The organism is Haloparvum alkalitolerans (assembly GCF_055381565.1).
Genome location: NZ_AP043938.1, coordinates 62,451 through 74,525, shown reverse-complemented (window position 1 = coordinate 74,525; position 12,075 = coordinate 62,451). Strand labels below are relative to the sequence as shown.

Below are 12,075 nucleotides of genomic sequence, written 5' to 3'. Positions count from 1 at the left end.
CCGGTGTGGAACGCCGCGAACCGCCGACGGCGGTAAGCGTTTAGGTGTGCCGGGAAAGAGGGAGAGCATGACGCTCCCGGTCGAGATCCTCTACGGGATCTACCTCGGCGTGCTGACGGGGATCGTGCCGGCGCTGGTGGCCGGCGTCCTCGGATTCGTGTTCAAGTACTTCACGGGGGTGACGATCCCCGGTTTCGGTGTCGTCGTCCTCGCGCTCGCTATTGCAGGGGTCAACGGCGGCCTGCTCGCGCTCAACGACCCGACCGTGCGCAACTCCGAGCGCGCTCCCGCGGTGCTGACCGCGATTTTGGTCGTGTTGATGCTCTCGCTGTACGCCCACGCGCAGGGTGACAAGCTCGGCGCGACGGCGCCGCGCCGAATGTCCCTGCGCACGATCCGCGACCGCACCCTCTCCGCGGACGTCATCGAGCGCGTCGGCGGCCGTGGACAGGTCCGGATCGACATCGCCGGATCGGTCGGCGACATGGAGGGCTACCCGCCGCTCCCGGCGGCGATCCGAGCCGAGATCACCGACGGCGAGTGGAAGTTCCCGGCGGACGTGCCGCTTTCGGAGCTGGAAACGCGACTCGCCGACCGTCTCAAAACCGAGTACGACCTCCCGGACGTGGCCGTCACCATCGACGAGCGGGCGCGAGCGACGGTCAGCGCCGCGCCGCCGATGGGCGGACTCTCGAAGCGCGTCCCGCCCGGCCAGCGTGCGGTCTCGGTCTCTGCGCTCGTTCCGACGGGGATCGCCCGCGGCGACGAGGTCCGCGTGTTCACCGACGACGGGGCCGTCGAGGGAACAGTGCTCTCCGCGAAGTCCGGCGGACCGGCCGCAAAGCCGAACCCGGCGTCCGCCTCGCCGGGGACTGCAGCCGGCGGTGATGGGGTACCGCGGACCGACGGCGGCGAGGGTGCAGCGGCGGAGGCCCCGCCACCGAGTGCGCCGACGACCACGGGCGGAGAGGGCCGCGTCACGCTCGCCGTCGACCGCGCGGAGGCGAGCACACTGCTGTCGGTCGACCGCGGGCGGGTGCTGGTGGCCTCGCGTGGCACGCACCGGGAGTTCGAGCTGACGACGCTGCTGCGCCGGGCCGGCAAGCGGTTCCGGCGGATGACGGTTCGGGCCGACGGCCCGCTCGACGGGCACTCGCTCGCGGACGCCGCGGTCCGTGAAACGTACGACGTGGTCGTCGTCGCCGCGAAGGCGGAAACGTGGACGGTCGCCCCGCGGGGCGGCGCGACGCTGTCCGCGGGCGACGAGCTCTTCGTCGTCGGGACGCGCGAGGCGCTCGACGGCTTCACGGAGGTGGCGACGTGACCCCCGCGCTCGTCCCCGCGGACCTCGTGAGCAGTATCGCCACCGACGCGAGCGGAGCGGTCCTGCAGGCTTCCGGCGGCGTCACGTTCAACGAGCCGATGCGGGCGGCGGCGACGTTGGTCACGTTCGCGGTCGTGGCCGCGGTCGCAGCGGGGAGCGCCGCCGTCGCGTACCGGTGGTACTTCCGCGAGCGCGTGGGGGAGGGCATCGCCGCGCTGGTCGGCGTCGCGGTCGTCGCGCTCTACCTCAACACGGCGTCGCTCGGGGCGGTCATCGGCGGCACCGAGTACGAACTCCTCCGGCTCGACGCGGTGTTCTTCAACGTCGTCGCCATCGGCGTCGCGGCCGCCGCGGCGCCCGTCGGACTCCACCTCGGCGACGGGCTCGCGACGAACTTCTTCGCGGTCACCGGCGGGAAGCGGCTCGAGGGGGAGGTGAGCGACGTGGTCCGGACCATCGGCCGCGTGACGCCGGTGACGCTCCCCGCGGTCGACGACATCGGCGACATGGACGCCTACGAGCCGGTCGACCCCGAGACGAAGACGGAGATGGCCGACAAGACGCTGCTGTTCCCGCGCCGGCTCACTGTCGAGGAGCTCCGCGACCGGCTCGTGACCCGGATCAAGGAGGACTACGGCGTCGGCTACGTCGACGTCGACGTGACCGCCGAGGGCGAGGTGGAGTTCCTCGCGCTCGGCTCTCGGGCCGCCGGCATCGGCCCGACGCTCGCGCCCGGCACCGCCGCGGTCGCGGTGACCGCCGACCCCGCCAACGCCGCGACGCCGGGCGACGTGGTGCAGGTCTGGAAGCCGGGGGGCACACCGGACGAAGCGGAAGCGGCGGGTGCGGGAGAGTCCGGCGAGGCGGATCAGCGCCCGAAGCGCGTCGCCACCGCGGAGCTCCGTGCGACCGCCGGCGACGTGGCGACGCTGGCGCTGGACGAGGCGGACGCGTCCGCGCTCGACGACCGGACGGTCTACCGGCTGGCCACCCTGCCCGCGGAGCAGCGGGCCGACCGCGAGTTCGCGACCGTCCTGCGGAGTGCCGACGAGACGATGAGCGCGGTCCGCGTCGAGCCGGGGAGTTCCCTCGTCGGGACCACCGTCGCGGACGTGGCGGCGGTCGTCGCCGCGGTCCGTCCCCCGGAGGGGAGCGTTCAGGCCATCCCGCCGCGCGCCTACGCCTTCGCCGCGGGCGATACGGTCTACCTGGTGGGGCGGCCGGACGAGCTCCGCCGCTTCGAGACGCTCGCCGCGGACGGCGAAGATGGGGAGAGCGACGCTGACGCCGTCACCGGGTCCGACGACGTGGACGACGGTGACGGCGTCGATGACGGCGAGTGAGGCCGGTCGGCGGGCGACGCGATCCGTCCTACCGGCACGGAGCCGGGGCGGACGCAATCCTCTTACGCGCGGCCGTGGGCTGTCCGGTATGGAGTGGAAACTGTTCGCCGACCTCTCGGAGATCGCCGGCGGACGCACGGTGACCGTCGACGCCGAACCGGGCGACACGGTCGAGGAGGCGCTCGACGCCCTGCTGGCCGCACATCCCGATCTACGCGACCGGATCATGGAGGGGGACGAACTCGCGGACCACATCAACGTCCTCGTGAACGGTTCGAACGTCGCTCACGAGGAGGGGCTGGAGACGGAGCTCTCGCCCGGCGACGAACTGGCGCTGTTCCCGCCGGTCAGCGGCGGGTAACCGTGGACGGCCGGTCTCCGGTCCCCTGCCGCCCGCGTGGCGCGTAACCGGACTTTTCAAACGCGCCCGTCGCGGAGTGGGACTATGAGCGACGACGAGGGTCACGACGAGGACCACGCGGACGGCCACGACGAGGACCACGCGGGCCACCACGCGCCCCACCGCGAGGAGTTCTCCGAGGACCCGCTCGGACACACGCGCGTAGCGGGGGGAATGACCGTCTCGGAACTGGTCGAGCAGTACGGCCACGCCGGCATCGGCGCGGCGTCGGTCCACGAGGCGGGCGACGTGCTCGCGGAGATGCTCGGCAACGACGACTGCACCGTCTTCCTGTCGCTGGCGGGCGCGATGATTCCGACCGGGATGCGCGCGGTCGTCGCCGACCTGATCCGCGACGGCTACGTCGACGCGCTGGTGACGACGGGCGCGAACCTCACCCACGACGCCATCGAGGCCATCGGCGGGAAGCACCACCACGGCCGCGAGGGGGACCCCGAGAAGTCCGCCCGCGAGCACGACGAGACGCTCCGCGACGAGGAGGTCGACCGCATCTACAACGTCTACCTCCCGCAGGAGCACTTCGCGCTGTTCGAGTCGCACCTCCGCGAGGAGGTGTTCCCGCCGCTGGAGGCGGAGGGGACCGTCTCCATCGAGCGCCTCTGCCGCGAACTCGGGCGCGCAAACGCCGAGGTCAACGAGCGCGAGGACGTGGCCGAGGCGCCGGGCGTCGCCGCGGCGGCTTACGAGAACGACGTGCCGATCTACTGCCCGGCCGTTCAGGACTCGGTGCTGGGCCTGCAGGCGTGGATGTACGCACAGACCGGTGACCTCACGCTGGACGCGCTCGCGGACATGACCGCGCTGACGGACCTGGCGTTCGACGCCGACGACGCCGGCTGCCTGCTGGTCGGCGGCGGCGTCCCGAAGAACTTCACCCTCCAGACGATGCTCGTCACGCCGCGTGCGTACGACTACGCGGTCCAGATCACGATGGACCCCGAGGCGACCGGCGGCCTCTCGGGCGCGAGCCTGGAGGAAGCGCGCTCGTGGGGGAAACTGGAGCGGGACGCACGCAACGCCTCCGTCCACGGCGACGCGACCGTGATGCTCCCGCTGCTGGTCGCGGCCGCCCGCGAGCGGATCGAGTAGTTCCGGCTCCGCCGGCGGTCCGTGTCCGCGGTCGCCCGGCAAGGACCGATTCTTCACGAACGTTTATGACTGTAGAGGGCGCAGGGTAGCGTGATGGCACCCGTAGTACACGAGTAGTCGGGCGGCGACGACGGAATCGGACGGACCGAACGGACCCACTGCCACGCGGTCGACGGACGCCCGGTGGCGCGACGAGACCGCGCCACCCGGTGCGGACACCCCGGCCGAGAGCGAGGCACCGAGCGACGACCGCCCGACGACCGGCGCGGAGGCCGTGGCGCGCGCCCCGGCGACGTTCGACGCGGGCGACACGCGGCGGCTCCGCAACCTGGTGGACGCCGCCAACGGCGTCGTGCGCTGACGCGCCGCTTGCGGTGCTTTTCTGAAGAACGAGCGCCGTCGCGCCGCAGTCAGAAGAGGTCGTCGACGCGATCGCGGGTCGCCGCCTCGGCGCCCGAGTTGTCCACGACCGCGTGCTCGCTCTCGACGGGGTCGTACTCATCGCGGAACATGAGGTGGACCTCGAAGTCGGCGTCCGAGAGCCCGTCGCGCGCCGCGATGCGCTCTTCGACCACGTCCACCTCGCACTCGACCTTGACGAGCCGGAAGGGGACCCCGTGCTCGGCGGCGGCCGCGCGCACGTCCTCGCGGAAGCGGGCCTGCGCGAACGTGGCGTCGAGGACGACGCTCTCGCCGTCCGCGACCTCCTCCGCGGCGCGGTCGATCAGTTCGCCGTACACCCGCTCGGTCTCCGCGTCGGTGTAGTCCGGGTCCGGGAACAGCTGCTTGCGTATCGCGTCCGTCCGCAGGACCTCGCCGTCGACGTGCTCGGCGACGCGGCGCGCGACGGTCGTCTTGCCGACGCCCGGCAGGCCGCAGACGACGACCAGCGCCGGCCCGTCGTCGGTCACGGCGGCCGCGGTCGCGTCGGGGTCCGCCGCGGCGGCGTCGTCGGAGTCGGCGTCCGTCTCGTCCCCCGCGACCCCCGACCGCGGTCGCCCGCTCTCAGCCATCCGACTCGCTCCCCCGGATTCGCCCTCGCCCCGGCGCGGTACTCATTCGGAACCGATCACTGCCGTGGAGTAAATGAAGGTTCCCCTCGCGCGTGCGCTCGCGACGCGGTGGCACGGGGCGGGGAGATCTCGGCGGGACGGGCGACGACGGCCCGGCCCGCCCCCGGAGCCGCGGACTTAACCCGACCGCGGGCGTACGACCGCGCGGCCGATGACGACGCACCGCTCCGAGCCGCCTCGGCACCGGCGATGACGAGCCCTATGAGTGCCGAGGCCAGCTTTTAACGAGAAGCGGATCACGGAGGAGCACGACTGCTGCCACGGTAGGCACGAGCCCCGGCCAATCGCTCACCGGTGAGGCGGACACGGATTTCAGAAAGTCGCCGAGTAACCGATCGGTATGGCGGCCGAGAGCTCCGACAGAGTTCGAGAAATCGCTGAGGTCCGCAGCCTTGCGGAGTCCGAACTGTCCGAGCAGGCGCTCGAACGTGGTCTCGACGACCTGTGGGAGGGCATCGTTCTCGCTCGGTACCTCGACGGCGAAATCGACCGGGGCCTGAACGCGTGACGCTCGCGCCGTCTCGGACGCGGATCGACCGTTCACTCCGTCGAGACTCTCTCTACGACCTCTCTGCTTCGGTACTGCTGTTCGTACAGGTCTTCCCAGGCGGCCTCGTCGAACCCGTTCGATCCGACCGGTTCGAACTGGGTGACTACCACCTGCAACGCGCACTCGGTGCACTGAGCTATCCCGTCGACCGCGAACACTTCGATACCGACGTCGGGGTGGTCTGCGATTCTGGAAACGTCGCCCTCCTGTGCTCGGAACGTCTCATCGCTTCCACAGCCCGGACAGGTATACTCGGTCGCGATCAGGACGTCACCGGAGCTGGGATCCACGGTCTGACGGTAATACTCGAGCGCCGCCATCAGGTGGTCCAGTTCGTTCTCCGCTATCCTGAGTTCGATCGGATCGTCGTTCTTCTGCTCGACGACCTTGTTCATCAACCGGCACGCCGTCTCGAAACACGCCTCCCGATCTACCGTCGTCCGTGAGTCACGGTCGTCCATAGTTGTCTGAACGTGTCGCCCGACGTATCGCGAGTTCGGTCTGGGTCACTGAAAGAGCTCTCCCGTCGGGGCTCGTCCCGACCCTCGATCGAGAGTCGCCGCCTCAGATCCCCGTCTCCAGCGCCGTCTCGGCCCGCTCCAGCACCGTCAGCAGGCGCGGTTCGAGCGCCATGATCTCGTCGGTGCCGTAGACCTCCTGTTGGTCGCTCCAGAGCGACTCGCGCGCCTCGTCGAGCAGGTCGCGGACGGTCGCGAGGCGGTCGTTCGCGGTCTCGGCGTCCCCCTCCGCGGCGGCGTCCGCGGCCGCGGTCGCCTCCTCGGCGGCCTGAGAGAGGCGGTTCAGAACCGTGTTCTCGCGGGTTCGCTCGCGGTCCGCGTCCCCGTCGTCGGACCCACTCCCGTCCGCGAGGTCTCGGGCGAGGTCGCGCACCGCGGCGACCTCCTCGCGGAGCGTGGTCGCGAGGGGCGCCTTCCCGGTTTCGACGCGCTCGCGGACCGCCTCGGTGCCGTCGCCGAACGTCTCGGGCGTGACGCGGTAGGCGCCGGGGCGACCGTCGGCGTCGACGACCTCGACCGTGTAGCGCCCCTCGCGGTGGACCGCGACCGCGAAGCGGTCCGGTTCGGACGGTCGGCCCTCGTAGACGACGCCGGCGTAGTCCTCGACGACCCGCACCGACTCGATGCCGGTCGCGTCGCGGCCGTCGCCGCGGATCCAGCCCGCGTCCTCGTTGGCTACGACCGTCAGCTCCCCGCCCGCGCCGGCGCGGAGGGTGCCGCCCTCGTGGACGAACCCCTGCGCGAGCGGCGCGACGCCGGGCGCGTTGACCGTCAGGTGGTGGTCGCCCGGCTCGACGTGCAGGTAGCCGAAGGTGCCGCCGCGGGTGACCGTCACTTCCGGCCCCTCGCTCGCGAGTCGCACCGCCGCCTCCACCGGGAGTGCGAACAGGGAGACGGTCGCGGCGTCCCCGAGCGCGTCCGACCCGCTGCCGAGCGTGCCGTCGAGCGCCCCCTCCGCGCCCGCCCGGAGCTGCCGGACGCGACCGACCACGCGGTTCCGCAGCCCCGCTGGCTCGGCGCCGTCGATCCGCCGGCGGTGCGCGGGGTCCGTCACGTCCGCGAGGGGGTCCGCGTACCGCTCCTGCTCCCACGGGATGCCGACAGAGGTGATATGGCTCGCGAGGCGGTCCTCCGCGAATCCGGGGACCGCGAACTCGAAGCTGAGTTGCGGACCGACGAAGTCGTCGACCGCCTCGCGGACGGCGTCGAGCGGCTCCAGCGCGTACGTCGCGTCCGCGTCCGTCGGGCTGTCCGGCGGGGCGAGCACGAGCCCCGGCTCCCGCAGGGGGATCTCCGCGGGCGGTCGCGGGAGCCCGCGCCAGTCGCCCACCGTGACGCGCTCGTCGACGAAGTCGTCCCGCCCGACGGACAGGTCGGGATGTTCGTCGAGCCGGTGGCCGTCCAACTCGGGCATCACGAACGGGAGCCGCGCCCCCTCGCCGCGCGGGAGGCCGTAGGCGAACGGGGCCGCGAGCCCCTCCGTCACCTCGATCGCGTCGTTGGTCACGTCCGAGACCCAGTCGTCGGTCGGGAGGCGCTCGAAGCTCGGAACCACGTCGTTCACCTCGCTGGCGCTGGAGTGGGAGCCGACCTCCGAGAGGACGCCGACTCGTCGGCCGTCGCTGACGTCCGGGTCCAGAAACTCGTTGTTCGGCGTCCCCCTCGCGTGCGCGCTCGCGGACACCAGCAGCGGGTCGTCGGTCTCGCGGTCGAGAAACACCTGCAGGAGCTCCCAGTCGTGCCAGTGGAAGTTGACCGTGAACTGGTCGAACGCCGAGTAGAACCAGTACTGAATCGCGTCGACGCCCGGGGCCGCCTCGACGACGTTGTAGAACGCCACCGGTGCCGGCGGAGAGCCGGTCTCCGCGAACGCGGCACTGTACCCGTCGAGCGCCGCGAAGCCGTCCACTTCGCGCCTCTCCCCGGCTTGGACGACGTACGGACGCGGGTCCGTCGGGAACCACTTCTCGAGCGCCCCGAAGTAGAGGTCCGGGGCGTACCGACGGACGCGCTCGGGAACGTCCGCGTTCGGCTCGGCGTCCGTCACGGGGTCCGGATCGGAGGTCGGCGTCCCCTCCGGCGTACCCGCGTCCGGTTGCTCGTCGCCCCGCGAGACCGTCCACGCGCCCGCGACCCCGACGCCGCCGAGCGCCGCCAGTCCGGCGTACGCGAGGAGGCGCCGGCGGCGCTCGTCGGGGCGGTCGGTGTCCGGTTCGTCCGGTTCAGTCATGTGTGTTCGTTGTTACCAAGGGCTGGTAGCTATATCCCTGTTCCCCCGAGCGCCGGGGCGCACGACGGCCGTGCCGTCATACGCAAGCTTTTGACCCCCGAGGAAAAACGCGGAGGCGAACCCGGTTCCGCGTATCATGGCTCCCGACCCCTCCATCTCCGTCCTCTACGTCGACGACGACCCGGCGCTGCTCGACTTGACGGAGCAGTTTCTGGAGTCCGAGAACGACGCGCTCGCGGTCACGACCGCGAAGGGCGCTCCCGCCGCGCTGGACCTGCTCGAGGAGCGCTCCTTCGACGCGGTCGTCTCGGACTACCAGATGCCCGAGATGGACGGGCTCGAACTCCTCCGCACGCTGCGGGAGCAGCGCGACTCGGACGTGACGTTCATCATCTTCACCGGCCGCGGGCGCGAGGAGGTGGCGGTCGAGGCGCTGAACCTCGGCGCCGACCGCTACCTCCAGAAGGGGGGCGACCCGACGGCCCAATACGGGGTGTTGGTGCAGGCCATCGAACAGGAGGTCGCGCACCACCGGACGCGGACCGCGCTGGAGCGCCGCGAGCAGAACCTGCGGATCACGCTGGAGTCCATCGGCGACGCGGTGATCGCCACCGACGAGACCGGAGCGATCGAGCGCATGAACGGCGTCGCCGAGGACCTGACCGGTTGGGAGCGCGAGGACGCCGTCGGGCGCCCGCTCCCGGAGGTGTTCGACATCGCCAGTCAGGAGACCGGCGAGCCGATGGAGAGCCCGGTCGAGGAGGTGCTCGAACACGGCCGGACCGTGGGGCTCGCGAACGGGACGGTGCTGCGGACCCGCGAGGGCGACGAGCGGATCATCGCCGACAGCGCCTCGCCCATCACCGACGAGGACGACGCCGTCGTCGGCGTCGTCCTGATCTTCCGGGACGTGACGGAGACGTACCGCGAGCGTGACCGGCGGCGCCGCCAGCGTGAGGCGGTCGTCGACCTCTCGACGCACGAGGCGGTCGTGGAGGGGCGCGTGGACGAGGCGGCGGCGCTGATCGCCGAGACGATGGTCTCGGTCCTCGGGGTCGCACGCGCGTCGGTGTGGCTGTTCGGCGACGACCGCGAGACGATGACGTGTCTGGACCTGTTCGAGCGGGACGAGGGCGTTCACGAGTCCGGCATGACGCTGTCTGCCGAGGCGTACCCGAACTACTTCGAGGCGCTGATCAACCGCCGGGCGGTCGCCGCCGCGGACGCCGCCGCGGACCCGCGGACCGCGGGGCTGACCGAGTCGTACCTCGATCCGGAGGGGATCGAGTCGATGCTCGACGCGACGGTGCGCCGCGGCGGCGAGGTCGTCGGCGTGCTGTGTGCGGAGACCGTCGGCGACTACCGCGAGTGGACCGAGGACGAGCGCCGGTTCGCGGGCGAGTTGGCCGACCAGTTCGTCCTGGCGCTCACGAACCGCACGCGGCGCCGGCGCGAGACCGAACTCCGACGAAAGACGCGAAGCGCGCGGACGTTGTTCGAGCAGTCGCCGACGGCGGTCCTGGAGCTGTCGCCCGACCTCGAGATCCGGCGCTGGAACGACCGCGCGTCGGCGCTGTTCGGCTACGACGCCGCCGAGGCGGTCGGCCGACACGTCGCCGCGCTCGTCCCCGACGCGGACGAGGCGGAGGTGACGGCCTCGTGGGCCGAGCGCGTCCCGCGCGACGAGCCGACCTCGTTCGTCCGACGGAGCGTGACCGCGGACGGGACGGTGTGCCGCTTCGAGTGGCACGTACGGACCGTCGTCGGGGACGACGGCGACCCGCGGAGCGTCCTCGCGTTCGTGACGCCGGTCGACGACGCATAGGTCCCGTCTCAACCTCGGCCGGTTCGGCGGTCCGAAGCGACGACCTTCGACACCGACCGCGCCCGAAAGCGGTAAGCCGGGGGACGCGCAACTCCGCCCATGGAAGCGTACATCCTCGACGAGGACGAGGAGAAGCTCGCCCCGGCCGTGGTCGTCGCGACGATCGCCTTGCTCGGGCTGTTCGCGTTCGGGTTCCTCTTCCTCCTCGTTCGATCGGTCCTGTGAACCGCCGCGGTGGCGCTCCCGGCGCCGTGAGCGGGGGCGTCGGCGCGGTCGTCAGGCTGCTTGACCGACGCCTCCGAAGAGCCGGGGATCCGCAGCGTCCGGCGCGTTCCAAACCGTTTATACCCGGCCGACGGGAATCGGTGTGTATGCCGCGAGAGCAGAAGCAGGTTCGCGAACTCCAGGAGGGGAGCTACGTCATGATGGACAGCTCGCCCTGCAAGATCAACCACTACAGCACCGCGAAGCCGGGGAAGCACGGCAGCGCGAAGGCTCGCATCGAGGGGAAGGGCGTCTTCGACGACAAGAAGCGCTCGCTCTCGCAGCCGGTCGACGCGAAGGTGTGGGTCCCGATAATCGAGCGGAAGCAGGGTCAGGTCGTCTCCGTCTCCGGCGACGACGCGCAGGTCATGGACCTCGACACCTACGAGACGTTCACGATGCGCATCCCGGAGGACGAGGACTTCACCTCCGACGACAACATCGAGTACCTCGAGTACGAGGGCCAGCGGAAAGTCGTCGGGTAGTCGCAATGTTCCCCGGCGCGACCGCCGACCGCGAAGCTGCTTCCTACGTGGTCGTCGGCGCGCCCCTCGACGCGACGACCACGTTTCAGCCGGGCACCCGGTTCGGACCGGACCGGATCCGGCGCTTCTCCGAAACCTTCGACGACTACGACCGCCGCACCGACAGCCGCTTCTCCGCGCTCGGCGTCCACGACGCGGGCGACGTGGCGCCGTGGGACGACGTGGAGAGCTACCTCGACCATCTCGCCGGCGAGCTCCGGGCAGCGGTCATCGACGACGCCGTTCCGCTCGCGCTCGGCGGCGAGCATACCGTCACCCACGCGGGCGTCGACGCCGTGGAACCTGACGCGCTCGTCGTGCTCGACGCGCACCTCGACCTGCGGGACGCCTACGACGGCAACCCGCTGAACCACGCCTGCGTCACGCGCCGCGCGCTCGACGACCTCGGCGTCGACCGAGTCACCGTCGTCGGCGCACGCACCGGGTCGCCCGAGGAGTGGGACCGCGCCGCCGAACCCGACGTGGAGGTCGTCGCGCCCGAGGACGCCCGCGCGTGGATCGACGGCCTCGGTCCCGACGCGTTCGCCGGCGAATCCGTCTACCTCTCCGTCGACATCGACGGCGCCGACCCGGGGTTCGCCCCCGGAACGGGGACGATGGAGCCGTTCGGGCTCTCGCCCCGCGAGATGCGCGACGCGGTGCGAGCGGTCGCGCCCGCGGCCACGGGGTTCGACGTGGTCGAGGTGAACGACCGCGACGACGGACAGGCCGCGGCGCTCGGCGGGAAGCTCCTGCGGGAGTTCGTCCACGCCCACGCCGCGGCGGACCGGTAGCGCCCACGCCGCGGCGGGCGAGCGGACCGCCGCCGGAGCCGCCGCTCGAACCGCGGCCGGCGGGACCGCGTCCGTCGTGCGGTCCCGCAACCTCTTTCCCGACTCTCCGCCAACCGCGAG

At 71.7% G+C, this 12,075-nt stretch carries 12 protein-coding genes; 9 read left to right on the top strand and 3 right to left on the bottom strand.

The genetic code is table 11. The features are described 5' to 3' along the window. Positions 1–67: 67 nt before the first annotated feature. The 4 genes from ACZ432_RS02735 (at position 68) to ACZ432_RS02720 (ending at position 4,177) form a co-directional block, all read left to right on the top strand. Positions 68–1,324, top strand: a complete 1,257-nt coding sequence (locus ACZ432_RS02735; protein ID WP_426964305.1) for a potassium channel family protein — start codon at positions 68–70, stop codon at positions 1,322–1,324. Next, on the top strand, positions 1,321–2,667 hold the full coding sequence (locus tag ACZ432_RS02730) for a TrkA C-terminal domain-containing protein (RefSeq protein ID WP_426964306.1): 1,347 nt from the start codon (positions 1,321–1,323) through the stop codon (positions 2,665–2,667). Before ACZ432_RS02735 ends, ACZ432_RS02730 begins: the two co-directional genes overlap by 4 nt. Positions 2,668–2,755: 88 nt before the next feature. Then, the gene (locus ACZ432_RS02725) at positions 2,756–3,028 is read left to right on the top strand and encodes a ubiquitin-like small modifier protein 1 (protein WP_426964307.1); all 273 of its coding nucleotides are present in this window, start codon (positions 2,756–2,758) and stop codon (positions 3,026–3,028) included. 84 nt (positions 3,029–3,112) lie between these two features. Then, on the top strand, positions 3,113–4,177 hold the full coding sequence (locus ACZ432_RS02720) for a deoxyhypusine synthase (protein ID WP_426964308.1): 1,065 nt from the start codon (positions 3,113–3,115) through the stop codon (positions 4,175–4,177). A gap of 410 nt (positions 4,178–4,587) precedes the next feature. Here ACZ432_RS02720 and ACZ432_RS02715 read toward each other — a convergent pair whose 3' ends face one another. Then, on the bottom strand, positions 4,588–5,190 hold the full coding sequence (locus tag ACZ432_RS02715) for a P-loop nucleotide/nucleoside kinase family protein (RefSeq protein ID WP_426964309.1): 603 nt from the start codon (positions 5,188–5,190) through the stop codon (positions 4,588–4,590). Positions 5,191–5,590: 400 nt separating this feature from the next. Between ACZ432_RS02715 and ACZ432_RS02710 the strand changes: the two genes are divergently transcribed. Beyond that, positions 5,591–5,758: a hypothetical protein gene (locus ACZ432_RS02710; protein ID WP_426964310.1), complete on the top strand. Its 168-nt coding sequence runs from the start codon at positions 5,591–5,593 to the stop codon at positions 5,756–5,758. 32 nt (positions 5,759–5,790) lie between these two features. On the opposite strand, the gene ACZ432_RS02705 is transcribed toward ACZ432_RS02710, so the two are convergent. Together ACZ432_RS02705 and ACZ432_RS02700 are read right to left on the bottom strand one after the other, a co-directional pair. Beyond that, positions 5,791–6,261 (bottom strand): hypothetical protein, encoded by a 471-nt coding sequence (locus ACZ432_RS02705; protein WP_426964311.1) that lies wholly within the window; start codon positions 6,259–6,261, stop codon positions 5,791–5,793. A 103-nt stretch (positions 6,262–6,364) separates the two neighbouring features. After that, positions 6,365–8,548, bottom strand: a complete 2,184-nt coding sequence (locus tag ACZ432_RS02700) for a hypothetical protein (protein WP_426964312.1) — start codon at positions 8,546–8,548, stop codon at positions 6,365–6,367. Positions 8,549–8,684: 136 nt separating this feature from the next. On the opposite strand from ACZ432_RS02700, the gene ACZ432_RS02695 reads away from it, so the two are divergent. The 4 genes from ACZ432_RS02695 (at position 8,685) to speB (ending at position 11,955) form a co-directional block, all read left to right on the top strand. Further along, positions 8,685–10,373 (top strand): PAS domain S-box protein, encoded by a 1,689-nt coding sequence (locus ACZ432_RS02695; RefSeq protein WP_426964313.1) that lies wholly within the window; start codon positions 8,685–8,687, stop codon positions 10,371–10,373. Positions 10,374–10,472: 99 nt separating this feature from the next. Continuing rightward, positions 10,473–10,598 carry a hypothetical protein gene (locus ACZ432_RS02690; protein ID WP_281176549.1) on the top strand — a complete coding sequence of 42 codons (126 nt, stop codon included), beginning with the start codon at positions 10,473–10,475 and terminating at the stop codon, positions 10,596–10,598. Between the two features lie 146 nt (positions 10,599–10,744). After that, complete coding sequence (locus ACZ432_RS02685; RefSeq protein WP_058366500.1) at positions 10,745–11,122, top strand: translation initiation factor IF-5A; 378 nt, start codon at positions 10,745–10,747, stop codon at positions 11,120–11,122. A gap of 5 nt (positions 11,123–11,127) precedes the next feature. Continuing rightward, on the top strand, positions 11,128–11,955 hold the full coding sequence (gene speB, locus ACZ432_RS02680; protein WP_426964314.1) for an agmatinase: 828 nt from the start codon (positions 11,128–11,130) through the stop codon (positions 11,953–11,955). Positions 11,956–12,075: the final 120 nt, after the last annotated feature.